Origin of the sequence: Streptomyces sp. NPDC004610, from assembly GCF_040609715.1 — a bacterium.
Taxonomy (GTDB): domain Bacteria; phylum Actinomycetota; class Actinomycetes; order Streptomycetales; family Streptomycetaceae; genus Streptomyces.
In genome coordinates, this window is record NZ_JBEXLA010000021.1 from 15,249 (window position 1) to 39,375 (window position 24,127).

Here is a 24,127-nt window from a genome sequence, read left to right on the forward strand (position 1 = left end):
GTCACGTACACCACTCCTCTCCGTAGCCATTCCGCTACCGATGGGAGTCAGCGTGGTCTAGAGTGGGTGACCATTCAAGCTGGCAGAGGTGAAGGAAGGGTTGGTCATCGCGCCTTGAACCGCAAGGAGTTGAACCCAGAGAGCAGCCCCGAAGCTGCATACGGCGCCCGTTTACGCAGCTCACGGGAGTCGCGTGGCTGGACGCAGGACGAGCTTGCCGCCCTCACGGAATATTCCAGTCAGCATATTTCGGCGGTTGAAACTGGTCGCAAGCCTCCGACCCGGCGCTTTTCGCGGAGTATGGATATCGCCTTCGGTCTGGAAGGGAAGACGGACACCTTCGAGCGTGCCGCGGACGAGATCCGCAACGGGGCGCATCTGGAAGGCTTCCCGGAGTATGTGAAGCACGAGGCGCGGGCCACGGAGATCCGGCTGTTCGAGTCGGGACTGATTCCCGGACTGCTCCAGACCCAGGAGTACGCGGCGGCCCTGGAGGCGAGCAACGTCAAGCGAGGCTCGATCACCGCGGATCAGGCCGAAGAGCGGGTCACATTCCTGATAGAGCGGCAGGCCGCCCTGGCTCGGCCCTTGCCTCCGCTGCTGTTCGCGGTGCTGGACGAGAGCTGTATTCGTCGGCCTATCGGCGGACTTGAGGTCATGGACAGGCAGTTGGCGCACTTGGTCGAGTTCGCCGAGGAGTCGAACACAGTGCTCCAGATCGCGCCCTACTCGATTGGTGAGGCAAGGCCGTTCAACAGACTGGTCAATCTACTGACTCTGTCTGATCGCTCGGTGATCTCCTACGTAGAGTCACAGACGCACGGGTTCACGGTCCGCGAAACCACCTCGGTGGTACCCCTGTTGAGGGCCTACCATCAGATGCAGGCACACTCACTCTCCCAAGCGGCCTCTGTAGACATGATCACTCAGGCACGAAAGGGCACCCCGTGACGACCGACTCTCACTCTCTCCATTGGGTCAGATCCTCGTACAGCGGCAACGGCGGTTCCTGCGTCGAATGGGCCCCCTCGCACGCGACCACTACCGGCGTCGTCCCCGTCCGGGACAGCAAGCGCCCCGACGGCCCGGTCCTGATGTTCTCCCTCGCGGCGTTCACCGATCTCGTGGCACTCGCCCGCAACGCCGACCTCGGCTGATCGCATCCACCCCCTGAACCCCGCCCGGCAGCACCACCCCGGGCGGGTTTTGCGAAAGGGCACCCTGTGATGAGCGAGCCTCTCAACTGGATCAAGTCTTCCTACAGCGGTGGCGGCGGTCAGTGCATCGAGTGGGCCCCCGACCGCGCCACGGCCACCGGCGTCGTCCCCCTCCGCGACAGCAAGCGCCCCGACGGCCCGGTCCTCATACTCTCCCTCTCGGCCTTCGCCGGACTGCTCACCCTCGCCCGCGAAGCCGACCTCCGCTAGGCACTCCCCAGAACCCCGTCCGGTCGCGGCGCGCCGGGCGGGGTTCCTGTGTTCCGTCGCCTCTTCATTACGCCCGTCATACGTACGCCACCCCTACCTTTGCTGTCGATAACCTATCTGGAGAGATCCCCTCCACTAAATGGCCCTCGCGGGCAGGAAGGGCACACCCATGTCTCCAGAGCCATCTCCAAAGCCATCGCCTGAGCCATCTCCAGAGCCACCACTCACCCTTGAACAACCCACCCACCCCCTCAACCGCCGCTCCTTCGTCGCCGCCACCGCGACCGTCACCGCCGTCGCCGGACTCCCCCTCGCCGGCGCCGGACCGGCCACCGCGGCCCCCGCCACCGCACCCCTCCCCGCCGGCCGGCCCACCCCCGTCACCCTCACCGTCAACGGCCGGTCGCGGACCGCCGGCGTCGACACCCGTACCTCCCTCCTCGACCTGCTCCGTGAGCATCTCAACCTCGGTGGGACGAAAAAGGGCTGTGACCAGGGCGCCTGCGGAGCCTGCACCGTGCTGGTCGGGGAGCGGCGCGTCAACGCCTGTCTGACGCTCGCCGTGATGCACGAGGGCGCCGAGGTCACCACTATCGAGGGCGTCGCCGATGGGGATGAGCTGCATCCGTTGCAGCAGGCGTTCATCGATCATGACGGGTTGCAGTGCGGGTACTGCACGCCGGGGCAGATCCTCTCCGGCATCGCGTGTATCGCCGAGGGGCACACCCGGTCCCGCGCCGAGATCCGGGAGTGGATGAGCGGGAACATCTGCCGCTGCGGGGCGTACACCAACATCGTGGCCGCCATCGAGCAGACCTCCAAGGAAGGGTGAGTGACGCGACCATGCATCCCTTCGCGTTCAGCAAGGTCAGCAGCGAGCGTGCCGCGCTCAGCGCCGGTGCCCAGGGTGGGCGGTACATCGCCGGCGGGACCACCCTCGTCGACCTCATGCGGGAGACCGTCGAGCGGCCCGAGCACGTCGTCGACATCAACGCCCTGCCCTACCGCCGGATCGAGAGCGGAGCGCTCGGACTGCGGGTCGGGGCGCTGGTGCGGATGAGCGATCTCGCCGCCCATCCCGCCGTACGGTCCACCTACCCCGTCCTCAGCCAGGCGCTGGAGCTGGGCGCCTCCGCGCAACTGCGCAACATGGCGTCCATCGGCGGGAATCTGATGCAGCGGCCCCGCTGCCCGTACTTCCGGGATGTCCACTCGGCCTGCAACCGCCGCACCCCGGGAAGCGGGTGCGACGCGCGGGACGGCGACAACCGGATGCAGGCCATCCTCGGGACGAGCGAGAGCTGTGTGGCCACCCACCCCTCCGATCTCGCCGTCGCCCTCGTCGCGCTCGATGCCGTCATCCATGTGCGGGGGCTGGACGGGGCCCGGGAAATTCCCGTGCAGGAGTTCTTTCTGCGGCCCGGGGACACCCCGCAGCGGGAACAGGCCCTGTCGCCGGGTGAGTTGATCACCGGCATCACCGTGCCCGCCGGGGCGCACACCCGGCGGTCCGGGTATCTCAAGGTGCGCGACCGGCAGTCGTACGAGTTCGCGCTCGCCTCCGCCGCCGTCGCGCTGGACATCCGGGGCGGGGTCATCCGGGGCGCCCGGGTCGCCGTCGGCGGGGTCGCCACCGTTCCCTGGCGGCTGCCGCGCGTCGAGCGGGCGCTGATCGGGCAGCGTCCCGGGCGCCGGACCTGGGCCGATGCCGCCGCCCTCACCGCCGAGGGGGCCGTACCCCTCGCGCACAACGGCTTCAAGGTGCAGCTCGCCGAACGCACCGTCCGCCGCCAACTCACCACCGTAGGAGGGCAGTAGGCGATGACCACCCCCGTCCCCAGTCCCGCGCCCACCACCACCCCCGTCACCCCCTTCGTCCCCTCCGTCACCGGGCAGGCGCTCTCCCGGGTCGACGCCCGCCGCAAGGTCACCGGCGCCGCCCTCTACTCCGGCGAGCAGCGCTTCGAAGGGCTGCTGCACGGCGTCATCGTCAACAGCACCGTCGCCCGCGGCACCGTCACCGGCGTGGACGCCGAGCGCGCGCTCGCCCACCCCGGGGTCCGCCAGGTGCTCAGCGACTTCAGCGGGCTCACCCTCGCCCACCGCGTCGACCAGCTCGTCTTCTACGGCCAGCCGGTCGCGATCGTCATCGCCGACACCCTGGAGGCCGCCACACACGGCGCCTCGCTCGTGACGGTGTCGTACGACCGGCAGGACGCCGTCACCGACTACGACGACCCCCGCCTCACCACCACCACCGCCCCCAACAACCCCGACTACCGGCGGGGCGACCCGGACGGCACCTTCCGGGCCGCGCCCGTACGGATCGATCTCGATCTCACCGTCAGCCGGGAGAACCACAACCCCATCGAGCTGCCGACCACCGTCGCCCAGTGGGACGGCGGCCGGCTCACCCTGTGGAGCAAGTCCCAGTGGGTGCAGGGCTCGATGCGCACGGTGGCGAGCGCTTTCGGGGTGCCGGTCGCCGATGTCCGGGTGCTGTGCGAGTTCGTCGGCGGCGGCTTCGGCCAGGTCATCCGGACCTACGACCATGTCGTACTGGCCGCCCTCGCCGCCCGCGAGACCGGACGGCCCGTCAAGGTCGTACTGACCAGGCGCCAGTGCTACTACGGCACCGGCTACCGGCCCGCCAGCCGCCAGCGCCTCGCCCTCGGCAGCAACGCCAGCGGCCGGATCAGCAGCCTGATCTACGAGGCCCGCACCGAGACCTCGCGGTACGAGGCGTATGTAGAGGGGCTCACCGATCTGCCGAAGTTCCTGTACGGGATTCCGAACACCAGCGCGGTCTACCGGCTCACCGCCATCGACACGCAGTCGCCGTCCTCCATGCGCGGGCCCGGCGTCGTCACCAGCGCCTTCGCCCTGGAGACCGCCATGGACGCCCTCGCCCACGAGGTCGGCGTCGACCCGGTCGAACTGCGGCTGCGCAACGAACCCACCCGGGACGAGGTGCTGGGCCTGCCCTTCTCCACCCGCAAGCTCCGCGAGTGCTACACCCTCGGCGCCCGCCGCTTCGGCTGGTCCCGGCGCAGCGCCGAGCCGCGCTCCCGCACCGACGGCGATCTGCTGATCGGCATGGGCATGGCCACCGCCTGCTACCACAACAACCGGCGGGACGTGGGCTCCCGGGCCCGCGTCGACGCCGACGGCACGGCCACCGTCTTCACCGCCACCAGCGACATGGGCGTCGGCACCACCACCTCCGTGATGCAGGTCGCCGCCGACGCCCTCGGGCTGCCCGCCCGCTCGGTCACCTTCCGCCTCGGCGACTCGACCTACCCCACCGCGCCCCCGCACGCCGGTGCCACCACCATGGCGAGCGTCGGCTCCGCCGCGTTCGTGACCTGCACCGCGCTCAAGGACCGATTCATCGCCATGGCCGTCGCCGACCCCGGATCCCCGCTGCACGGGGTCGAGCCGGAGCGGGTGCGGGCGCGGGACGGGAGGCTGGAGACGACCTCCGGTCCGGCGGCCCGCGACACCTACCGCGCACTGCTGCGCCGCGCCGGGCTGCCCGGTCTGGAGGCCACCTCCACCTGGGGCCCCGGGGACATCGACACCCGGATCTCGACCTATGGCTACGGGGCGGTCTTCGCGGAGGTGTCCGTGGACCCGCTGCTGGGGCTGGTCCGGCTGCGCCGGATGTTCGCCGCGTTCGATGTCGGCCGGGTGATCAGTCCCAAGCTCGCCCACAGCCAGGCCATCGGCGGCATGGTCGGCGGCATCGGCATGGCCCTGCTGGAGGGCACCGTCACCGATCACCGGGACGGCCGGATCGTCAACGCGAGCCTGGCCGACTATCTGGTGCCGGTCAACGCCGATGTCCCGGAACTGGACGCCGCGTTCATCGACACCGACGATCCGCAGGCCGACCCCATCGGCGTCAAGGGGCTCGGCGAGATCACCATCGTCGGCGTCCCGGCGGCGATCGGCAACGCGGTGTTCAACGCGACCGGGCGGCGGGTGACGGACCTGCCGATCCGTCCGGAGGCGCTGCTCTAGCGTCAGGTCGACCCCCGTCGGGACCGGGGGTTTTCCGCGCGCTGGCCGATTCCGGCGGTCGAACGGCCGCTCCCTGTGTACCTTGCCCGAATGGCTGACACGGCTGACACCGAGGGCACGGAGGGCACGAAGGACACGGAGGACACGGAGGACACGGAGGGCACCGGGAGCGCGGAGGGCACGGTGAACACGGAGAGCGCGGGGAGCACGGGGAACGTAGGGCGCGCGGACGGCACCGGCGCCACCGACGGCACCCGGTTGGGGAAGGAAGCCGCCCGGCGGCTCGCGGCGCTCCCCGGGTGCGAGATCACGGCCGGACTGAGCGAGGCCGAACTCACCCGCATCGAGCACACCTACGGCTTCGTCTTCGCCGCCGACCACCGGGCCTTCCTGGCCGAGGGGCTGCCCGTCGCCTCCCCGCCCAAACGCGGCGCGGCCTGGGAGCAGCCCTGGCCGGACTGGCGCCACGGCGACCCGGAGGATCTGCGGTACCGGCTGGAGTGGCCGGTACGGGAGGTCCTGCGGGAGGTGGAGCTGGGCGGCTGGCACCAGCGGGCCCTCGGCGCCCGGCCCCGTGGGACGCGGGCGGCCGTCGACATGGCCCAGCGCAAGCTGGCCCAGGCCCCGGCGATGGTCCCGGTCTACGGCCACCGTTTCCTGCCGGCGGGGGGCGGGTCGTACGGGCATCCCGTGCTGTCGATGTGGGGCACGGCCATCCGGTGCCACAGCGATCACCTGGTGGACTACGTCGAGCGGGAGTTCGCCGGGCTGGACGACGGCGGGCCGTGGGACCAGGAGACGACGGTGGCGGTCTGGTCGGACTTCGTGAGCTGGCGCCCGTAGGCGATCCCGCCCGTCGGCCCGTCCCGTGCCCGGGGTTAACCTCGAAGTGATCGATGCATCGATCCCGGTACTCAGGAGGCAACGATGGCCAAGGTCCCCACCGCGCTGGTCGCCGCGAGCGGACTCGTCGGCGGGTACGGCGTCGCCCGCTGGACCAAGCGGCGCGAGCTGGGCGGGGCCGTGCTGGCCGTCGCCGGAGCCGCCGCCGCCACGCAGTGGCGGGCCCGCGCCGGGGGGACGGCGGCGGGTGCGCTGACCGCCGGGTATGTCGCCGCGTTCGGGGCGTCGCATCCGCTGGCCAAGAAGGTCGGCGCCTGGCCGGCGGTGTTCGGGGTCGCCGGGGCCGTCGCCCTCGCGTCGTGGGCGGTGGCCGACCGCAAGGCGTGAGCCCCGGGCCACCGACCGGACGGCCCCGCTACGGCGCGGGTGGCTCCGCCTCAGCCCAGGTGACCCAACGCCCGCCACCTCCCAGGTGACCCCGCCTCAACCAGGTGACCCGGCCACCGCCCGGGAGACCCCGGCCTCAACCAAGGTGACCCCGCCGCCACCTGGGAGGCCCCGGCCTCAGCCAACGTGACCCCACACCCGCCTAGACGGCCCCGCCGCCGCCCAGAAGGCCCCGGCCTCAGCCAACGTGATCCCGCACCCGCCCGGGTGGCGGCCCCGTCTCAGCACAGGTGCCCCCGCCACCGCCCGGAAGGCCCCGGCCTCAGCCAAGGTGACCCCACACCCGCCCGGGTAGCGGCCCCGCCACCTCCCAGGTGACCCCGCCTCAACCAGGTGACCCGGCCACCGCCCGGGAGGCCCCGGCCTCAACCCAGCCGACCCCGCCACCGCCCGGGAAGCCCCGACCTCAGCCAACGTGCCCCCCAGACGGCCCCGTCTCAGCACAGGTGCCCCCGCCACCGCCCGGAAGGCCCCGGCCTCAACCCAGCCGACCCCGCCACATCCCAGGAGGCCCCGGCCTCAGCCAACGTGACCCCACACCCGCCCGGGTGGCGGCCCCGCCACCCCCCAGGTGACCCCGCGCCCCCCATGTGGCCCCGCCACTCCCCATGTGACCCGCCACCCCCCACGTCACCCCGACCTCACCCCCGGAACGCCCTCCGGTACCCCTGCGGGCTCGTTCCCACCACCTTTCGGAATCGCTCTCGGAACGCCGTCGGGGACCCGAACCCGGTCTGCGCGGCGATCCGTTCCACCGGGTACGCGGTCGTCTCCAGCAGATGCTGGGCCCGCCGCACCCGCGCCCGGTGCAGCCACTGCACCGGCGTCGTACCGGTCTGCTCGCGGAAGCGGCGGTTGAGGGTGCGGGTGCTCATCCCGGCGTGGGCGGCGATCTCCTCCAGGGTGAGATCCCGGTCCAGTTGGTCCTCCAGCCAGCCGAGCAGCGGTTCCATGGTCGCCCCGGCCGGTGCCGGGGGCGGGTCGGTGACGATGAACTGGGCCTGGCCGCCCTCCCGTTCCAGCGGCATCACCGACATCCGGGCGGTGTGCGCGGCCACCGCCGAGCCATGGTCCTTGCGGATCATGTGCAGACACATGTCGAGCGCCGCCGCCGCGCCCGCCGACGTCAGGAACTGGCCGTTGTCGACGTACAGCACATGGGGATCGACGGTCACTTTCGGATAGCGGGCGGCCAGATCCGGCGCGGCGAACCAGTGGGTGGTGGCGCGCAGCCCGTCCAGCAGTCCGGTCGCCGCGAACAGGAACGCCCCGACGCACACCGAGGCGATCCGGGTGCCGTTCGCCGCCGCCGCGCGCAGTGCCTCGGCGACCCCCGGCGGCAGCACCTCGGGCGGGTTCTCCACGCCGGGCAGCACGATGGTGTCGGCCTCCGCGAGCAGTTCGAGACCGTGGGGCGCGCGCAGGGTGAAGGGGCCCGCGGTCACCTCCCCGCCCACCGAGCAGACCCGCACCCGGTACGCCTCCCGCCCATCGGGCAGCCGCGCCCAGCCGAACGCGTCGACGGGCGCCGAGAGATCGAACGGAATGACCCCGTCCAGGGCGAGTACGGCCACGGTGTGCATGGCTGGATGGTAGGGGTGCGACGGGTTTCCGCCAAGCGGCCCAGCAGCGCGCTCAGCGGCCCATCAGGGCATCAGGCCGGTGCATCAGGCCGCCATCATCCCTCCTCAGCTCGCTGGCGAGAATCCGTTGATGGCTGGCATTTCCGCCACTTCTCCGCCGCCCCACGGGTGCCTAGTCTCGACGCCCGTGACCAAGTTCCTGCTCTCCGTCCATGTCATCGCCGCGATCGTCGCCATCGGGCCCGTCACGGTCGCGGCCAGCATGTTCCCGCCCGCCGCCCGCAAGGCCCTGGAGGCGCCGGACGACCCCGGCGCCACCGCCACCGTGGCGCTGCTGCACCGGATCTGCCAGGTGTACGCGGCCATCGGCGTGGTCGTCCCGGTCTTCGGGCTGGCCACCGGAAGCGCCATGGGGGTGCTCGGGGACGCCTGGCTGATCACCTCGATCGTGCTGACGGTGCTGGCCGCGGCCGTGCTGATGCTGCTGGTGCTGCCCCGGCAGAGCGCGCTGACCGAGGGGCGGGGGACGCGGGAGACGACCGTACGGCTCGCCATGTTCACCGGGATCTTCAATCTGCTGTGGGCGACCGTGACGGTGCTGATGATCGTGCGACCGGGGTCCACCACGGGTGCGTAGCGGGGCGCGAGGGGCCCAAGTGACAGCCGGGTTTCGGGCAGATCGCCGGGAAACGACGTCACACCCCTTGTGGAGAAGTAATCTCCACTTTACTTTCGACTCTCGCGCACTGCCGCTCCCCGCACCGCCGATGCCCGAGGAGTCACCCCATGCCGCTCGCCCTTCTGTCCCGGTCGGGACACCGCGCCAGACGCCGCCTGACCGCCGCGGTGGCCTCGGCCGCCGCCTGCTTCGGCCTCCTCGCCGGGACGGCACAGGCGAGCAGCGCCGAGCGCCCCACCACGCCCTCCACGACCACCCCCGCCTACACCAGCCGGCTCGATGTCCCCTACGCCTCCGCCCCCGGCCAGGTCCTCGATCTGTATGTCCCCGAGGGCGCCCGCAAGAAGCTGCCGCTGGTGATCTATGTGCACGGCGGCGGCTGGTTCGCCGGTGACAAGACCGAACTCCAGCGCGTCCCCGCCTGGGACTCCCTGCTCGGCCAGGGCTTCGCCGTCGCCTCCGTCAACTACACCCTGGTGCCCGGCGCCCGCTTCCCCCAGCAGATCCACGAGGTGAAGGCCGCCATCCGTCATCTGCGCGCCAACGCCGCCTCCTACGGGCTCAACGGGAAGATCGGTCTGTGGGGCGGATCGGCCGGCGGGCAGATCGCCGCGCTGGTCGGCACCAGCTGCCGGGTGCCCGCGCTCGAAGGGTCCATCGGGACGACCGGGCCGTCCAGCTGCGTCGATGCCGTGGTCGATCTCTCCGGGCCGAACGACCTCGCCTCACTGACCGGCCATCCGGCGCTGGACCCGGCCGCCGCGAACTACCTCGGCTGCCCGGCCGGGCTGGCGTCCTGCTCCCCCGAGGTGCTGGAGCGGGCCAACCCGATCACCTATCTGTCGTCGTCCCCCCGCCGCCCCCCGGCGTTCCTCCTCGGCCATGGTGACGCCGACCCGCTCGTCCCCCTCGCGCAGAGCCGGCTGCTCTACTCCGCGCTGAAGGAGGACTGCGGCACCGCCGCCCTCTACACCCTGAAGGGCCAGGACCACTTCTTCCCGTTCTCCGGCGCGCTCTCCGCCCCGTACCCCGAGCAGACCGTGGAGACCACCCGGGGCTGCCGCCCGACCCGGACCAGCACCTCACCGGCGCTGAGCTTCCCGACCCTGGGGGCCTTCTTCCGCACCCATCTGCGCTGACCCGGCCGGCCCACCCTCAGCGGTGGGCCAGTACGTTCACCACCCATCCGTGCGGCGCCCGGACGAAGAAGCGCCGCACACCCCACTCCTCGTCCCGGATCTCCCGGACGATCTCCGCGCCCGCCGCTCTCACCTGTGCGTACACCGCGTCGACATCCTCGACCTCCACGCTCAGATCGGGGACGACGGGCGCGGTGCGCTCCTCGGTGAAGAAGCTGATCTGGGCGGCGGGGTCGGTGGGCGAGGCCAGCGTCATCACCCAGCCCATGTTCATCACCTCGCGCAGCCCCAGCAGCCCGTAGAACTCGCGCTGGGCGCGCAGCTCCGCCGCCGAGCTGACCTGCACATCCGGCACCACCCTGCGCACGGTCATCGGCCCCTCCCCCTTCGCGTCGCACTCATTTCGCGGCACGCGCTCATGTCGTCGCAGTCATTTCGCTGCACGCGCTTCAATGTCGTCGCACGCGCTCATGTCGCCGCACTCGTGTCGCCACGCGCGCTCATGTCTCCGCACTCACTTCATCGTGCCCGACACCACTGACAACGGGGTCGCGATGTCCTCCAGCGACCGGCGTTCCGCCTTCACCGCCAGGAACGCCGCCACCAGGCCCGCCGCGCACATCAGCGCCGCGCCGATCCGGAAGGCGAGCGCGGTGTCGCCGACCACGCCCGAGGCGGTGAGGTCGGCGAAGAGCAGCGGCCCGCTGATCCCGCCGGCGGCGGTGCCGAGGGCGTAGAAGAAGGCGATGGCCATGGCCCGGGTCTCCATCGGGAAGATCTCGGAGACGGTGAGATAGGCGCTGGAGGCGCCCGCCGAGGCGAAGAACAGCACCACGCACCAGCAGGCGGTCATGGTGTTCGCGGTGAGCGAGCCGCGGTCGAACAGCCAGGCCGTGCCGAACAGCAGGATGCCGGAGAGCAGATAGGTCGAGGAGATCATGATCCGGCGGCCGACCGTGTCGAAGAGCTTGCCGAGCAGCAGCGGGCCGAGGAAGTTGCCCGCGGCGATGACGGCGAAGTAGTAGCCGGTGTGGCCGGTCGGCACATCGAAGAAGGTGATCAGGATGGAGCCGAAGCCGAAGGTGATGGCGTTGTAGAGGAACGCCTGGCCGATGAAGAGGGAGAGGCCGAGGACCGCGCGGCGCGGATAGCGCTGGAAGACGGTCCGGGCGACCAGCCCGAAGCCGATGCTCTTGCGCTGGTGGATGGTGAGCTCACCGGCGGGCGGCGGCAGCGGCTCCCCCTTCTCCAGCTCGATCTCGTGTTCGACCGAGGAGACGAGTTCCTCCGCCCGGTCGCCCTGGCCGTGGATGAACTGCCATCGCGGACTCTCCGGCACATGCCTGCGCACCAGCAGGATCACCAGACCGAGAACGACCCCGAGGGCGAAGCTGAGCCGCCAGCCCAGGTCCTTCGGGAAGATGTCGGTGTCCAGCATGACGATCGACAGCAGGGCCCCGCCGATCGCACCGAGCCAGTAGCTGCCGTTGATGATCAGATCGACCCGGCCCCGGTACAGGGAGGGGATCAGTTCGTCGATGGCGGAGTTGATCGCCGCGTACTCGCCGCCGATGCCGAAACCGGTCAGAAAGCGGAAGAGGAAGAACCACCAGGACTCGAAGGACAGCGCGGTCATCGCGGTGGCGCTCAGATAGACCACCAGGGTGATCATGAACAGTTTTTTGCGGCCATGGCGGTCGGTGAGCCAGCCGAAGAACAGCGCGCCCGTGCAGGCACCGGCCACATAGAGCGCGGCGGCGACCCCGGTGACCTGGGCGGAGGAGATGGCCAGCCCACTGCCGTCCTCGGCGAGCCGTCCGGCCACATTGCCGACGATCGTCACCTCCAGACCGTCCAGGATCCAGACGGTCCCCAGGCCGATGACGATCATCCAGTGCCAGCGCGACCAGGGCAGCCGGTCCAGCCGGGCGGGGACGGCGGTGGTGACGGTACCGGTCTCCCGGAGGACGGGGGCGGCGCCTTGGGCGCCGGGTGCGGTCCCCTTGGCGCCGGGTGCGGTCCCCTTGGCGCCGGGTGCGGAGCCCTTGCCGAGGGGCGCGGTGCCGGGCCCCTGGACGCCGGGTACGGGTGGACCCGGAGGACCCGGAGGACCCGGAGGACCCGGAGGTCCCGGTGGTTTCGACCGTTTCGGGGGTTTCGGGGGTTGCTGGGACCCCGGTGGTTTCGGGGGCTCCGAAGTCCCCGATGGCCCCGGTGGCCCCGAAGGCGCCGATAGCCCCAGGAGCCCCTGATCAGGCGCCCCAGTCCCCGGCCCCGGCACCTGCGCCGACGACCGCGACCGCCAGGACGGCTCCGACGACGGCTCCGGCGACGGCTCCAACGGCGACCCCGACGACGACTTCGGTGACGACTCCGGCGACGATTCCGACTCCGCTGCTGTCATGGCCCGCTCCCTCTGCGTCGAGGCGACCCTTGCCGGGTGCCCGGGACCGGAGCGGGGTGGCCCGCGGCCCGGAGGTCATGCCCCCAGCATGCGCGAGACCGTGTAGATCAGCAGCCCGGCGAGCGAGCCGACGACCGTGCCGTTGATCCGGATGAACTGGAGGTCACGGCCGATGTGCGCCTCGATCTTGCGGGTGGTGTGCTCCGGATCCCAGCTCGCCACGGTGTCGGTGATCAGCGAGGTGATCTCGTCGCGGTACGTGGTCACGACATGGACCGCCGCGTCCTCCACCCAGCTGTCGACCTTCTCCTGGAGGCTGGGTTCGGTGGCCATCCGGGCACCCAGCGACAGCAGCGAGGACCGCACCCGCAGCCGCAGCTCACTGCGCTCGTCGTCGGCCGCCGAGACGATCATGGTGCGTACGGCCGTCCAGGCGGACGCGATCAGATCCTGGACCTCGCCGCGGCCCAGCACCTCGCCCTTGAGCCGCTCCACCTTGGTCCGGGTCTCGGTGTCGGACTGGAGGTCGGAGGCGAAGTCGGTGAGGAAGCGGTCCAGGGCGCCGCGGGCCGGGTGCGAGGGCATGTCCCGCATCTCGGCGCAGAACCGCAGCAGCTCCTTGTAGACCCGGTCGCCGATCCTGCGGTCCACGAACCGGGGGGTCCAGCCGGGCGCCCCGCCCTGCACCGCGTCCATCACGGAGTCGCCGTGCAGCACCAGCCAGTCGTGCGCCCGGGTGACCACCATGTCCACGATCCGGGTGTGCCCGCCGTCGGCGACGACCTTCTCCAGGAGTTTGCCGATGCCGGGGGCGATCTCCTGGGCGTTCGCCCGCCGGGTGATGGCCTCCCCCACCACCGCCTGGACATCGGAGTCCCGCAGCACGGTCAGCGCCCCGCGCAGCGCGGTCGCCAGCTCCGCCGTGACCCGGTCGGCGTTGGCCGGCTCGGCGAGCCAGGCACCGAGCCGGCTGCCGATGCCGACGGCGCGCAGCCGCTGCCGTACGACGGTCTCGGAGAGGAAGTTCTCGCCGACGAAGTCACCGAGCGCGACGCCCAGCTGGTCCTTCTTCCGGGGGATGATCGCCGTGTGCGGGATCGGGATGCCGAGGGGGTGCCGGAAGAGGGCGGTGACCGCGAACCAGTCGGCGAGCGCGCCGACCATGCCCGCCTCGGCGGCGGCGGCCACATAGCCCGCCCAGGGGCCGGCGCCCGCGCTCGACGCCCATTTCGCCAGGACGTAGATCACGGCCACCAGGAGCAGCAGCCCGGTCGCGGTGAGTTTCATCCGCCGTACGCCGCGCTGTTTCTCCTGATCGGCGGCGGAGAAGGTGGTCATCGCGCGCGCCCCGGCACGGTTGCCGGGGGCGCCCGAACGGGCATTCTTCTCCTGCGCGGCAGTTGCCCCAGTCACCTCAGCCGCGTCTATACCCGACTTGACCGGCTTCTCATCGACTTCCGTACGATCCATCCGCTCCACCCGTTCGCGATCCCCCACAGCGCCATTGTCCCTTCCTGACCGACTCCCGGAACGGAACAAGAGTTCCCGGCGTCTGTCCGGTCGGGACGGCGCGACGGATCGAGGGCCTGTCCGCCGCCGGAGAGGAGATCCAGCACCGCCATGACCAGGCGCCACGACCACCTGCTGCTGACCGCGCTGCTCGCGCTGGTCGTCGCCGTGTCGGCCGGCATATACGTCGGGGTCTCCACCGGCCCGGCGCGGACGGCGGGCCCGGTGACCGAGCGGGCCGCCGGGCAGTCGGCCGAGCCCGCCTCCACGGGGGTCTGGGTGGGCTCCTGGTCCGCGTCCCCGGCGGGCGCCGAGCCCGGCACCGAGACGGACGGTCTCGCGGGCCTGTCGCTACGCCATGTGGTGCACACCGGTGCGGGCGGCACCCGCGCGCGGATCACCCTCTCCAACCTGTACGGCCGGCAGCCGCTGACCGTCACCCACGCCACGATCGCCCTGGCCGCCGGGGAGGGCACGGCCGCGGCGGTGCCCGGCAGCATGCGGCGGCTGACCTTCGCCGGGGGCACCCGGATCGTCGTCCCGGCCGGGGAGCAGCTCGTCAGCGACCCGGTGGAGCTGCGGATCCCGCACGACAGCGACATCCTGGTCACGACGTACTCCCCCACCGGCGCCGGGCCGGTCACCTACCATCCGCGGGCCCGCCAGATCTCCTACGCCGCCCAGGGCGACCAGGCCGCGCGGGCGAGCGGCGCCGGGTACGCGGCGCGGGGGGACGCCTGGCGGTATCTGACCGCGCTGGACGTCCTCAGCCATGAGTCCGACGGGACGGTGGTGGTGCTCGGGGACTCGCTGACCGACGGGGTGACCTCGTCCGTGGGCGAGAACCGGCGCTGGACCGATGTCCTGTCCGACCGCGTCCGCGAGGCGGTGGCCTCCGGCTCGGCCGATGTCCCGCGCTACAGCGTGGTCAACCAGGGCATCAGCGGGAACCGGATCCTCGCCGACGGGCTGGGGCGCCCCGCGGACAATCCCAGCGGGCTGAACCGCTTCGACCGTGACGTCCTGGACCGCACCGGGGTCCGGGTGGTGGTGATCGCCCTCGGCGTCAACGACATCCTGCGGCATCCGGGGACCGCCGATCCCGAGCGGATCCTCGACGGTCTGCGCACCCTGACCGACCGGGCGCACGCGCGGGGCATGAAGGTGGTGGGGGCGACCCTGATGCCGTTCCATGGCCACCGGGGGTACACGGAGGCGCGGGAGGGGGTACGGCAGCGGATCAACGCGGAGATCCGGGCGGGGGGGGTGTTCGACGCGGTCGCCGATTTCGACCGGGCGGTGCGCGACGCGTATGACCTGCGGCGCCTGGCCGGGGAGTACGACTCGGGGGACCATCTGCATCCGAGTGACCGGGGGTATGCGCGGATGGGCGCGGCGTTTCCTCTCCCGGCCCTCCGGGGTTCCGCTCCGGCCCGGCTCTGACGCTCGCCGTAGGGGTTGATCCGGTACGCAGGCTGCGGCCGGTCACCGGCCGATCGCGCGGTTCCTCGCGCCCCTGAAACGCCCTTAGGCCCTTGTGGCCCACCCTGCCCGGCCCACTCCCACCCCACTCCCGCAGCGGCACCCGCCGGCGCGACAAGCGGCAACGCCCCGCCCGGCCCACCTGCTCGCGGCGGAACGCCGTCGTCACTCCTCCCGCCGGCGCTCCCGGTGGTCGTCCAGCATGCGGCGGTGGGCGTCGTAGATCTCGTCGCGGTACTCCTGGTGCCGTTCCCGCAGGGCCTGCCGCCGCTCCAGGCGGGCCTGGCGCCGCTCCTCCTTCAGGCGCTGCCGCTCCGCCCGCGTCACCTTGCGTTCGATCTGGACGCCGCCCCAGAAGGCGAAGCCGGTGACGACGACCCGCGGGGCGCCGGGGTCCCCCGGCACTCCGTCCTCGCGGTGGTCGAAACCGCCCATGACCCCGATCCCGCGCACCACCACCTCCACCCCCGGCGGCACGATCACCGTCACCCCGCCCATGACGGCCACGCAGTTGATGACGACCTCGCGCTCCGCGAAGTCCGCCTCGCGCAGATCGATCTCGCCGCCGCCCCAGAACGCCACGCAGTTGAACTGCTTCGGCACCGTCCAGCGCCCCTTGCGCTGGAACGCCGCCAGCACCGCCACGCCCCAGGTCGACGAGCCGGGCGCCCCGGTGACGCGGTCCACCCAACCCGGCCCCTCCTCCGGCCCCTTGACCAGGGACACCGACGGCGCGGCCACCCCGGCGCCGGGCAGATCGCGGGTGATCGGCGCGAGTTCGCCGTACGTCCGGGCCTGGTACGTCTGGTCGAGCCGCTCCTCGAACTCCGTCATGTCCAGCCGCCCCTCCGCGAGGGCGTCCCGCAGGATCTCGGCGACTCGCTCACGATCGGCGTCGGAGGCACGCAGCTCCGGGGCATCGTCGGTCATATCAGCAGCCTACGAGTTTCGAACGCCCGGCACTACGCGGCTCCCGCCCGGTCCGCGTACATCCGCGCGATGACGGCCTCGATGTCCGGCTCCCGTACCGACAGGTCCACCAGCGGGTACTCCGCCGCCACCCGCGCCACCAGCGGCGCCGCCGACTGCGCGGCCGGGAAGGCGAGCCACTGGCGGGGGCCGTCCACCCGGACGACCCGGGCGGGCGGGACGTCGATCGGCGGCAGCTCGCGCTCCAGGTCGACCACCAGGGTCCGTTCGCTCTCGCCCGCCTCGTGCAGCCCGGCGAGCGGGCCGTCGTACATGAGGCGGCCGTGGTCGATCACCATCACACGGGAGCAGAGCTGTTCGATGTCCTGGAGGTCATGGGTGGTGAGCAGGACCGTGGTGCCCTGTTCGGCGTTGAGGTCGCGCAGGAACTCCCGGACCCTGGCCTTGGAGATGACGTCCAGGCCGATGGTCGGTTCGTCGAGGTAGAGGACCTCGGGGTCGTGGAGGAGGGCGGCGGCGATGTCGCCGCGCATCCGCTGGCCGAGGGAGAGCTGACGGACCGGGACGTCCAGCAGCTCGCCGAGTTCGAGGAGTTCGACACAGCGGTCGAGATTGGCGCGGTAACGGGCCTCCGGGATGCGGTACATGCGGTGCATCAGCCGGTAGGAGTCGATCAGCGGGAGGTCCCACCACAGGGTGGTGCGCTGACCGAAGACGACCCCGATCCGCCGGGCGAGGCGCCCGCGCTCGCGGGACGGGTCGATCCCGGCCACCCGCAGCCGGCCCGCGCTCGGGGTGAGGATGCCGGTCAGCATCTTGATGGTGGTGGACTTCCCGGCGCCGTTCGGCCCGATGTAGCCGACCATCTCGCCGCGCGCCACGGTGAAGGAGATCGAGTCGACCGCCCGCACCTCCCGGCGCTCCCGCTTGAGGAAGCCGGTCCGCTTCCGGACGTCGAAGACCTTCTCGACACGGTCGAGTTCGATGAAGCCGCCCCCCTGCGGCCCCCGCTCCCGCTCCCGCCCCTGCCCCTGCTCCGCCATGTTCTCCAGCACCCCTCTCTGGCTTCTCTGGCCTCTCTGGCTTCTCTAACTTCCCGTGCTCCGGTACGTCCGCAGTCCCGCCCGCCAGGCCAGTCCCGCCAGCGCGCAGCATCCGGCGGCGACCAGCGGCGTGGCGAACGCCGTCCACGCGGGCAGGTCCAGCGGGTAGGGGCGGCCCAGGACGTAGGTCGCGGGCACCCAGTTGACGAAGGCGAGCGGCAGGACGAAGGTCACCCCGCGCACCAGGTCCGTGCCGAAGACGGTCGGCGGGTACTGGAGCAGCGTCGTCCCGCCGTAGGTGAACGCGTTCTGCACCTCGGAGGCGTCCTGGGCGACGAACTGGAACGCCGCCCCGGCGACGAACACCGCGCAGAAGATCAGCCCCCCGCTGAGGATCATCACCGGCATCAGCAGCAGCCGCCCGGCCGTCCAGTCGAGGTCGAGATGGAGCAGCGCGTAGCCGAGGACCAGCGAGCCCTGGACGACCCGGCCGAGGCGGCGCAGGGCGAAGCGGTCGGCGGCGACCTGTGCGAGCACCGGCGCGGGGCGCACCAGCAGGGAGTCCAGGGTGCCGTCCCGGACCCGGCGGCCGAGCCGGTCCATGGAGCCGATGGCCAGGTCGGCCAGGCCGAAGGAGATGCTGGACAGACCGTAGAGCAGGGCGATCTCGGGCAGCGCGTAGCCGCCGAGGGCGTCGACGCGGGAGAACATCAGCAGGATCGCGATGAAGTCCAGCCCGGTGGCGAGGAAGCTGCCGAGGGTCGTCATCACGAAGGAGACGCGGTAGGCCATGGTGGAGCGGATCCACATGGCGACGATGAGGACGTACACGCGCAGCCCTTCCCGCAGCCGCCCACCGACCACCACCTCCCGCCCATCACCCGCCAGCCCGCCCCCACCCACCGACCCGGCACGCGGAGGCCCGGCATCCGGCCGCCCGGCACGCGGGAGCCCCGCATCCGGCTGCCCGGCACATGGGGGCCCGGCATCCGACCGCCCGGCACGTGGGAGCCCGACATCCGGCCCCCCGTCACCCGACACCCCACCGGCCACGGCACCCCCACCAGCCACCACCCCCTCCCCACCAGCCGACCCAGCACCTGGCCCTCCAGCCCCCGACACCTCACCAGTCACCACCCCACCCCCACCCATCGCCCCGGCACCCATCGCCCCGGCACCCGCCGACCCGGCACCCGCCGACCCGGCACCCGGATGCCCGGCATCCGACCCCTCGCCACCTGACACCCCACCGGCCACCACCCCGTCACCACCCGACACCCCACCGGCCACCACCCCCTCCCCACCCAGCCCCCCACCGGAGGTGTCACCCACCTTGGACCACCACCCGTCGCGTAGCCGCCGACTGGAGCAGGCGGCCGGCCGTGAGCAGCGCCGCCGCCCAGGCCGCCTGGAAGGCGAACGTGGTGCCGAGGTCGGCACGGCCGAGGAGGACGTCGGCCGGGGCCTGGAGCAGGGCCGACCAGGGCAGGGCGCGGACGATCTCGCCGAGCGCGCCGGGGAAGACATTGAGCGGCAGCAGCATGCCGGAGCAGAAGAAGCCGAGCAGCCAGGCGAGCTGGCTCATGCCGACGCCGTCCAGCAGCCAGAACGTGCTGAGCGCCACCAGATAGCGGATGCCGAAGCTGACCAGCATGCCGAGGGCCACGGCGATCACGAAGGCGGCCCAGGTCCCGGTGTCCGAGGGCAGCGCGGCGTCGAAGGCCAGGGCGCCGAAGACGAAGGGCAGCACCCCGCGCGCGAGGAGCTGGAAGAGGGCCCGGCCCAGATCGGTGGCGAGCCACCAGAGCTGGAGGTCGGCGGGCCGGTAGAGGTCGATGGCGATGTCGCCGGTGCGGATGCGGTCCATCAGCTCGTCCTCGAAGCCGCCGCCCCCGATGGCCATGGTCGACAGCAGGGCCTGGCCCAGCCACACATAGGTGACGGCCTGGGCCTGGTCGTAGCCGCCGAGGTGGGGGCGCTGGTCCCACAGGGCCAGATAGGTGTAGACGAGGATGATGCCGAAGACGGTGTTGGTGAAGACACCGGCGGCGGTGGCCACCCGGTAGGTCGCGTACCGTCGTACTCCGCTCGCGGCGACGGCGAGGTACAACCGTCCCGAGCCCACGTTCACCAGCCTCTCCTTCGTCGGCGACCGGCCAAGACAGCCAAGCGCAGGAGCCTAGCGAGCGGGCCGTGACGCACGCCACCGCATTTTCGGGCCGGTCGCGTGCCGCCGACCGGGAACGGTTCGGGCGGTGCGAGAGTCTTCCACTGGGGGCGTGAAGCGTTACTGAGGGCGTACGGGGAATCACGTACGACGCGAAACAGGAGTCCGTGCACGAGATGAGCGACCAGCCGCAGCCGCAGCAGCCGACCGAGGGCTCGGCACCGCAGCCACCGCCTGAGGGGGCGCCGCCGGAGGGCGGCAGGAAGAACCGGCCGAAACGGACGGGCTGGCGGCGGCTGATCCCGACCTGGCGGATCACGCTGGCCACCGGTGTGATCGGCCTGCTGCTGCTCGGCGGGCTGTTCTTCCTGGGCTACTCCCTGGTGAAGATCCCGCCGGCGAACGCGCTGGCGACCAAGCAGAGCAATGTGTATCTCTACGCGGACGGCTCGCAGCTGGCCCGGGACGGCGAGGTGAACCGGGAGAACGTTCCGCTGTCGGCGATCTCCAAGGACGCCCGCAACGCGGTGCTGGCGGCGGAGGACCGCGAGTTCTACACCCAGTCGGCGATCGACCCGAAGGCGATGGTCCGGGCGGCCTGGAAGACGGCGACGGGCGAGGGCAAGCAGTCCGGGTCCACGATCACCCAGCAGTATGTGAAGAACTACTACCTGGCGCAGGAGCAGACCGTCACCCGCAAGGTGAAGGAGTTCTTCATCTCGATCAAGCTGGACCGGGAGAAGAGCAAGGACCAGATCCTGGAGGGCTATCTCAACACCAGCTTCTTCGGCCGCAACGCCTACGGGATGCAGGCCGCGGCCCAGGCGTACTACGGCGTCGACGCCAAGGACCTGGACGCGGCGCAGGGCGCCTATCTCGCGTCGTTGCTGAACGCGCCGAGCGAGTACGACGTGATCGCCAACCCGCAGAACCGCGGGGCGGCAGAGGCCCGCTGGGACTATGTGCTGGACGGCATGGTCAAGAAGGGCTGGCTGGAGGAGTCGGAGCGGGCCGGGCTGAAGTTCCCGGTGCCGAGGGAGGCGACGCTGTCGACCGGGATGTCCGGGCAGCGCGGCTATCTGGTGGAGGCGGTCAAGCAGTATCTGACCGAGCGGGAGATCCTCACCCCGGAGCAGTTGGAGGCCGGCGGCTACCGGATCACCACCACCCTCCAGAAGCCCAAGCAGGACGCCTTCGTGAAGGCCGTCGACGACCAGCTGATGTCGGAGCTGGACAAGAAGGACCGCAAGGTGGACACCTTTGTCCGCGCGGGCGGCGCCTCCATCGACCCGAAGTCGGGCGAGGTCGTCGCGATGTACGGCGGCATCGACTACGTCCAGCAGTACACCAATGGCGCCACCCGCCGGGACTACCAGGTGGGGTCCACCTTCAAGCCGTTCGTGTTCACCTCGGCGGTCGACCACTCCGCCAGCACCCAGAGCGGCCGGACCATCACCCCCAACACGGTGTACGACGGCAGCAGCGAGCGCCCGGTGGAGGGCTGGAGCGGCGGCCCCTACGCCCCGGAGAACCAGGACCAGGTCGACTACGGCGACTTGTCCGTGCGCGAGGCCACCGACAAGTCGGTGAACTCGGTCTACGCCCAGATGGCGGTGGACGTCGGCCCCGACAAGGTGGTGGAGACCGCGCGGGGCCTCGGGCTGCCGGAGGGCACCCCGTCGCTGGACGCGGTCCCGGCGGTCGCGCTCGGGGTGGCCACCGCGAGCCCGCTCGACATGGCGCAGGCGTACGCCACCCTCGCCGACCACGGCCGGTACGGGGCGTACACCCTGGTGAAGAAGATCACCAAGGAGGGCGCGGAGGACATCCCGGTGCCGAAGCGCAAGACCAGCCGGGTGATCAGCCGTGAGGCCGCCGACACCACCACCTCGGTGCTCCAGAGCGTGGTCGACAACGGCAGCGGGGTCGCGGCGCAGGCGGCGGGCCGTCCGGCGGCGGGCAAGACGGGTACCGCGGAGAAGGACAAGGCGGCCTGGTTCGCCGGTTTCACCCCGGAGCTGGTGACGGTGGTCGCGGTGATGGGCCAGAACCCGGAGACCGCCGCGCAGGAGCCGCTGTACGGGGCCATGGGCCTGGAGCGGGTGAGCGGCAGCGGGCCGCCCGCGGAGATCTGGGCGCAGTACACCGAGGACGCCCTCAAGGGGGTCGAGGTGACCGACTTCGATCTCCAGGTGCAGGACGGCGCCGAGGACTGGGTGTATCCGTCGACGCCGCCGAGCAGCGGCGACCCGGACCCGGAGAACCCGTCCGAGGTGGCGGAGCCGCCCACCGGGGAGCCGGACAACGGCACCGGTGGCTCCGAGACCCCGAGCGGGCCGAGCACCGGTACGACGGACGGCGGAGCGGCGGCCACCGGCGGCGCGACCGGCAGTACGGCCGACGGGGGCACCACCGGCGAGACCACCGGGAGCGGCGGTACGGCCGACGGAGGGGCGACCGGCGGGGAGACCGGCACCGGGGGGACCACGGGCGAGACCCCGAGCGGCGGCGCCGACAGCGGCGGCGGGACCGACGCGGGAACGACGACGGGGACCGGCGGACTGCCGACGACACGCCGGCAGTGACCGGTCCCCGGGCGGGGCGGCCTCCGGTCAGTGACCGGAGGTCGCCTTCAGGCCGACGACGGCGACCAGCAGCAGGGAGATGAAGAAGATCCGGGCGGCGGTCACCGGCTCACCCAGGATGGCCATCCCGAGAATCGCCGCACCGGCCGCCCCGATACCGACCCAGACGCCGTAGGCGGTGCCGATGGGCAGGGTCTTGGCGGCCTGCGCCAGCAGAATCATGCTGGCGGCGATGCCGATCCCGGTGAACACACTGGGCCAGAGCTTGGTGAAGCCCTCGGTGTACTTCATCCCGATCGACCAGCCGACTTCGAGCAGACCGGCGATGAGCAGCAGAATCCAGGCCATGTCAGGCACCTCCGAGACGTCGTGTCACGTCTTGATCACTGAACGGGGGTGCGTCGTCTTTGCGTTTCGGCCCGGTACGGCGCGTCTCGTCGGGATGCCTTCCAAACATAGCAAACGACAGGGAAAAGGGCTGGTGACGATGGTCACCAGCCCTTCAGAACCGCTACTTCACAGGTCGCCGCTGTCCGGCTGGCGGCCCGGCGATCTAGAGATACAGCCCCGTCGAGTCCTCGGAGCCCTCGAAGCGGTCGGCGGCGACGGCGTGCAGATCCCGCTCGCGCATCAGCACATACGCCACCCCGCGCACCTCGACCTCGGCGCGGTCCTCGGGGTCGTACAGCACCCGGTCGCCCGGCTCCACGGTCCGTACGTTCTGCCCCACCGCGACGACCTCGGCCCAGGCCAGCCGGCGGCCGACGGCCGCGGTGGCCGGGATCAGGATGCCGCCGCCGGACCGCCGCTCGCCCTCGGCGGTGTCCTGGCGGACCAGGACCCGGTCGTGCAGCATGCGGATGGGCAGCTTGTCCGGGTGGGTGCTGGAGTCGTTCGTGTTGGCGCTCACGGCTCGAACCTACCTGCCTTCACCACCGTCCTCCGTCCCCGGGTCAGCCCTTGCGGCGCCGGGTGGACAGGGCCAGCAGGCCCACCACACCGACGGTGACCAGGGCGAGCGGCACGATCCGTTCCAGGCGGGGGGCGCCCTCGTCGGTGACGAACCGCTGCCGCACCTCGGTCACGGCCTTGTTGACCTGCACATACGCCTTGCCGAGTGTGTGGTCGACCTGGGCCGCGGCCTTGGCCTTGGCGTCGCCCACGATCGTCCTGGGGTGGACCCGGACCCCGATCTCGTCGAGGGTCTCGGCCAGCACCTCGCGGCGGCGCTGGATGTCCGCCTCGATCTGCGCCGGGGTTCTGGTGTCCGACGTGTCCGCCACCGTACGGCCTCCGAAGTTCTGCTGATGCACTGTTCCGGACAGTCTGTCAGCTTCCCGGCGGACCGCACTGTCAGCGCCCCCGGTTACGCTCGATCCCATGAGTGAGCGACTCCAGCCCGGGGACGTGGCCCCCGCCTTCACCCTGCCCGACGCCGACGGCAACGATGTGGCCCTGGCGGACCACAAGGGCCGCAAGGTCATCGTCTATTTCTACCCGGCGGCCCTGACACCGGGCTGCACCAAGCAGGCCTGCGACTTCACCGACAACCTGGACGTGCTGGCCGCCGCCGGGTACGACGTGATCGGTATTTCGCCGGACGCCCCGGAGAAGCTCGCGAAGTTCCGCGAGAAGGAGCACCTCAGGGTGGTGCTGGCCGGGGACCCGGACAAGAGCGTGATCGAGCCGTACGGGGCGTACGGCGAGAAGAAGAACTACGGCAAGACCTATCTGGGCGTCATCCGCTCCACGGTCGTGGTGGACGAGGAGGGCAAGGTCGAGCGCGCGTTCTACAACGTCCGGGCGACGGGCCACGTGGCGAAGATCATCAAGGATCTGGGCATCTGACGCCCCTGCCCGGCCAGT

The 24,127-nt window shown here is 71.5% G+C and carries 25 protein-coding genes and 1 riboswitch; of the genes, 13 read left to right on the plus strand and 12 right to left on the minus strand.

Annotated elements, in window-relative coordinates; translation table 11 throughout:
• Positions 1–114: 114 nt before the first annotated feature.
• From ABZX40_RS22995 to ABZX40_RS23030, 8 genes are all read left to right on the plus strand, one after another.
• Entirely contained in the window at positions 115–951 is an 837-nt protein-coding gene (locus ABZX40_RS22995; protein WP_355738677.1) for a helix-turn-helix transcriptional regulator, read from the plus strand.
• Entirely contained in the window at positions 948–1,157 is a 210-nt protein-coding gene (locus ABZX40_RS23000) for a DUF397 domain-containing protein (protein WP_355738674.1), read from the plus strand. Before ABZX40_RS22995 ends, ABZX40_RS23000 begins: the two co-directional genes overlap by 4 nt.
• A gap of 66 nt (positions 1,158–1,223) precedes the next feature.
• On the plus strand, positions 1,224–1,427 hold the full coding sequence (locus ABZX40_RS23005) for a DUF397 domain-containing protein (protein ID WP_355738671.1): 204 nt from the start codon (positions 1,224–1,226) through the stop codon (positions 1,425–1,427).
• Between the two features lie 169 nt (positions 1,428–1,596).
• A complete protein-coding gene (locus ABZX40_RS23010; RefSeq protein WP_355738668.1) occupies positions 1,597–2,259 on the plus strand; it encodes a (2Fe-2S)-binding protein in 663 nt (220 codons plus the stop codon).
• 11 nt (positions 2,260–2,270) lie between these two features.
• The gene (locus ABZX40_RS23015) at positions 2,271–3,245 is read left to right on the plus strand and encodes a xanthine dehydrogenase family protein subunit M (protein ID WP_355738864.1); all 975 of its coding nucleotides are present in this window, start codon (positions 2,271–2,273) and stop codon (positions 3,243–3,245) included.
• A gap of 3 nt (positions 3,246–3,248) precedes the next feature.
• Positions 3,249–5,450, plus strand: a complete 2,202-nt coding sequence (locus ABZX40_RS23020) for a xanthine dehydrogenase family protein molybdopterin-binding subunit (RefSeq protein ID WP_355738665.1) — start codon at positions 3,249–3,251, stop codon at positions 5,448–5,450.
• A gap of 90 nt (positions 5,451–5,540) precedes the next feature.
• Positions 5,541–6,293 (plus strand): hypothetical protein, encoded by a 753-nt coding sequence (locus ABZX40_RS23025; RefSeq protein ID WP_355738662.1) that lies wholly within the window; start codon positions 5,541–5,543, stop codon positions 6,291–6,293.
• 84 nt (positions 6,294–6,377) lie between these two features.
• Positions 6,378–6,680 (plus strand): hypothetical protein, encoded by a 303-nt coding sequence (locus ABZX40_RS23030; RefSeq protein ID WP_355738659.1) that lies wholly within the window; start codon positions 6,378–6,380, stop codon positions 6,678–6,680.
• Between the two features lie 701 nt (positions 6,681–7,381).
• Here the strand turns inward: ABZX40_RS23030 and ABZX40_RS23035 are convergent.
• Positions 7,382–8,323, minus strand: a complete 942-nt coding sequence (locus ABZX40_RS23035) for a helix-turn-helix domain-containing protein (protein WP_355738656.1) — start codon at positions 8,321–8,323, stop codon at positions 7,382–7,384.
• 187 nt (positions 8,324–8,510) lie between these two features.
• Between ABZX40_RS23035 and ABZX40_RS23040 the strand changes: the two genes are divergently transcribed.
• Both ABZX40_RS23040 and ABZX40_RS23045 read left to right on the plus strand, forming a co-directional pair.
• On the plus strand, positions 8,511–8,960 hold the full coding sequence (locus ABZX40_RS23040; RefSeq protein WP_355738653.1) for a hypothetical protein: 450 nt from the start codon (positions 8,511–8,513) through the stop codon (positions 8,958–8,960).
• 149 nt (positions 8,961–9,109) lie between these two features.
• Positions 9,110–10,141 (plus strand): alpha/beta hydrolase, encoded by a 1,032-nt coding sequence (locus ABZX40_RS23045; protein ID WP_355738650.1) that lies wholly within the window; start codon positions 9,110–9,112, stop codon positions 10,139–10,141.
• A 16-nt stretch (positions 10,142–10,157) separates the two neighbouring features.
• On the opposite strand, the gene ABZX40_RS23050 is transcribed toward ABZX40_RS23045, so the two are convergent.
• The 4 genes from ABZX40_RS23050 to ABZX40_RS23065 form a co-directional block, all read right to left on the minus strand.
• Positions 10,158–10,514, minus strand: coding sequence for a VOC family protein (locus ABZX40_RS23050; RefSeq protein ID WP_355738647.1), 357 nt, complete (start codon positions 10,512–10,514; stop codon positions 10,158–10,160).
• Positions 10,515–10,655: 141 nt separating this feature from the next.
• Positions 10,656–12,032: an MFS transporter gene (locus ABZX40_RS23055; protein WP_355738644.1), complete on the minus strand. Its 1,377-nt coding sequence runs from the start codon at positions 12,030–12,032 to the stop codon at positions 10,656–10,658.
• A gap of 361 nt (positions 12,033–12,393) precedes the next feature.
• Complete coding sequence (locus tag ABZX40_RS23060) at positions 12,394–12,624, minus strand: hypothetical protein (protein WP_355738641.1); 231 nt, start codon at positions 12,622–12,624, stop codon at positions 12,394–12,396.
• The gene (locus tag ABZX40_RS23065; protein ID WP_355738639.1) at positions 12,621–13,883 is read right to left on the minus strand and encodes a DUF445 domain-containing protein; all 1,263 of its coding nucleotides are present in this window, start codon (positions 13,881–13,883) and stop codon (positions 12,621–12,623) included. The genes ABZX40_RS23060 and ABZX40_RS23065 overlap by 4 nt, the downstream gene beginning before the upstream one ends.
• 282 nt (positions 13,884–14,165) lie before the next feature.
• On the opposite strand from ABZX40_RS23065, the gene ABZX40_RS23070 reads away from it, so the two are divergent.
• Positions 14,166–15,497 (plus strand): SGNH/GDSL hydrolase family protein, encoded by a 1,332-nt coding sequence (locus ABZX40_RS23070; RefSeq protein ID WP_355738636.1) that lies wholly within the window; start codon positions 14,166–14,168, stop codon positions 15,495–15,497.
• Positions 15,498–15,701: 204 nt separating this feature from the next.
• Here the strand turns inward: ABZX40_RS23070 and ABZX40_RS23075 are convergent, their stop codons facing one another.
• The 4 genes from ABZX40_RS23075 to ABZX40_RS23090 all read right to left on the minus strand — a co-directional run bounded on the left by ABZX40_RS23075 (position 15,702) and on the right by ABZX40_RS23090 (position 19,634).
• Positions 15,702–16,466 carry a DUF1707 domain-containing protein gene (locus ABZX40_RS23075; RefSeq protein ID WP_355738633.1) on the minus strand — a complete coding sequence of 255 codons (765 nt, stop codon included), beginning with the start codon at positions 16,464–16,466 and terminating at the stop codon, positions 15,702–15,704.
• A gap of 32 nt (positions 16,467–16,498) precedes the next feature.
• Entirely contained in the window at positions 16,499–17,509 is a 1,011-nt protein-coding gene (locus tag ABZX40_RS23080) for an ATP-binding cassette domain-containing protein (RefSeq protein ID WP_355738861.1), read from the minus strand.
• Between the two features lie 45 nt (positions 17,510–17,554).
• Positions 17,555–18,376 carry an ABC transporter permease gene (locus tag ABZX40_RS23085; RefSeq protein ID WP_355738631.1) on the minus strand — a complete coding sequence of 274 codons (822 nt, stop codon included), beginning with the start codon at positions 18,374–18,376 and terminating at the stop codon, positions 17,555–17,557.
• Positions 18,377–18,833: 457 nt separating this feature from the next.
• Entirely contained in the window at positions 18,834–19,634 is an 801-nt protein-coding gene (locus ABZX40_RS23090; protein ID WP_355738858.1) for an ABC-2 family transporter protein, read from the minus strand.
• A 218-nt stretch (positions 19,635–19,852) separates the two neighbouring features.
• Here ABZX40_RS23090 and ABZX40_RS23095 point away from each other — a divergent pair, with 218 nt between their 5' ends.
• Positions 19,853–22,261: a transglycosylase domain-containing protein gene (locus ABZX40_RS23095; RefSeq protein ID WP_355738628.1), complete on the plus strand. Its 2,409-nt coding sequence runs from the start codon at positions 19,853–19,855 to the stop codon at positions 22,259–22,261.
• A gap of 27 nt (positions 22,262–22,288) precedes the next feature.
• On the opposite strand, the gene ABZX40_RS23100 is transcribed toward ABZX40_RS23095, so the two are convergent.
• From ABZX40_RS23100 to ABZX40_RS23110, 3 genes are all read right to left on the minus strand, one after another.
• Positions 22,289–22,609: a multidrug efflux SMR transporter gene (locus tag ABZX40_RS23100; RefSeq protein WP_355738625.1), complete on the minus strand. Its 321-nt coding sequence runs from the start codon at positions 22,607–22,609 to the stop codon at positions 22,289–22,291.
• 47 nt (positions 22,610–22,656) lie between these two features.
• Positions 22,657–22,726: riboswitch (guanidine-III (ykkC-III) riboswitch) on the minus strand.
• 88 nt (positions 22,727–22,814) lie between these two features.
• On the minus strand, positions 22,815–23,171 hold the full coding sequence (locus tag ABZX40_RS23105; protein ID WP_355738622.1) for a co-chaperone GroES: 357 nt from the start codon (positions 23,169–23,171) through the stop codon (positions 22,815–22,817).
• Positions 23,172–23,214: 43 nt separating this feature from the next.
• Complete coding sequence (locus ABZX40_RS23110) at positions 23,215–23,544, minus strand: DUF3618 domain-containing protein (RefSeq protein ID WP_355738855.1); 330 nt, start codon at positions 23,542–23,544, stop codon at positions 23,215–23,217.
• Between the two features lie 97 nt (positions 23,545–23,641).
• Here ABZX40_RS23110 and bcp point away from each other — a divergent pair, with 97 nt between their 5' ends.
• Positions 23,642–24,109 carry a thioredoxin-dependent thiol peroxidase gene (bcp, locus tag ABZX40_RS23115; protein ID WP_355738620.1) on the plus strand — a complete coding sequence of 156 codons (468 nt, stop codon included), beginning with the start codon at positions 23,642–23,644 and terminating at the stop codon, positions 24,107–24,109.
• The last annotated feature ends 18 nt before the right edge of the window (positions 24,110–24,127 follow it).

Excerpts from the sequence above, each read along its gene's own strand:
- ABZX40_RS23010 (WP_355738668.1), top strand. The coding sequence starts at position 1,597 with ATGTCTCCAGAGCCATCTCCAAAGCCATCGCCTGAGCCATCTCCAGAG.
- ABZX40_RS23015 (WP_355738864.1), top strand. The coding sequence starts at position 2,271 with ATGCATCCCTTCGCGTTCAGCAAGGTCAGCAGCGAGCGTGCCGCGCTC.
- ABZX40_RS23020 (WP_355738665.1), top strand. The coding sequence starts at position 3,249 with ATGACCACCCCCGTCCCCAGTCCCGCGCCCACCACCACCCCCGTCACC.
- ABZX40_RS23025 (WP_355738662.1), top strand. The coding sequence starts at position 5,541 with ATGGCTGACACGGCTGACACCGAGGGCACGGAGGGCACGAAGGACACG.
- ABZX40_RS23030 (WP_355738659.1), top strand. The coding sequence starts at position 6,378 with ATGGCCAAGGTCCCCACCGCGCTGGTCGCCGCGAGCGGACTCGTCGGC.
- ABZX40_RS23035 (WP_355738656.1), bottom strand. The coding sequence starts at position 8,323 with ATGCACACCGTGGCCGTACTCGCCCTGGACGGGGTCATTCCGTTCGAT.
- ABZX40_RS23045 (WP_355738650.1), top strand. The coding sequence starts at position 9,110 with ATGCCGCTCGCCCTTCTGTCCCGGTCGGGACACCGCGCCAGACGCCGC.
- ABZX40_RS23050 (WP_355738647.1), bottom strand. The coding sequence starts at position 10,514 with ATGACCGTGCGCAGGGTGGTGCCGGATGTGCAGGTCAGCTCGGCGGCG.
- ABZX40_RS23055 (WP_355738644.1), bottom strand. The coding sequence starts at position 12,032 with ATGATCGTCATCGGCCTGGGGACCGTCTGGATCCTGGACGGTCTGGAG.
- ABZX40_RS23060 (WP_355738641.1), bottom strand. The coding sequence starts at position 12,624 with ATGACCTCCGGGCCGCGGGCCACCCCGCTCCGGTCCCGGGCACCCGGC.
- ABZX40_RS23065 (WP_355738639.1), bottom strand. The coding sequence starts at position 13,883 with ATGACCACCTTCTCCGCCGCCGATCAGGAGAAACAGCGCGGCGTACGG.
- ABZX40_RS23070 (WP_355738636.1), top strand. The coding sequence starts at position 14,166 with ATGACCAGGCGCCACGACCACCTGCTGCTGACCGCGCTGCTCGCGCTG.
- ABZX40_RS23075 (WP_355738633.1), bottom strand. The coding sequence starts at position 16,466 with ATGACCGACGATGCCCCGGAGCTGCGTGCCTCCGACGCCGATCGTGAG.
- ABZX40_RS23080 (WP_355738861.1), bottom strand. The coding sequence starts at position 17,509 with ATGGCGGAGCAGGGGCAGGGGCGGGAGCGGGAGCGGGGGCCGCAGGGG.
- ABZX40_RS23095 (WP_355738628.1), top strand. The coding sequence starts at position 19,853 with ATGAGCGACCAGCCGCAGCCGCAGCAGCCGACCGAGGGCTCGGCACCG.
- ABZX40_RS23100 (WP_355738625.1), bottom strand. The coding sequence starts at position 22,609 with ATGGCCTGGATTCTGCTGCTCATCGCCGGTCTGCTCGAAGTCGGCTGG.
- bcp (WP_355738620.1), top strand. The coding sequence starts at position 23,642 with ATGAGTGAGCGACTCCAGCCCGGGGACGTGGCCCCCGCCTTCACCCTG.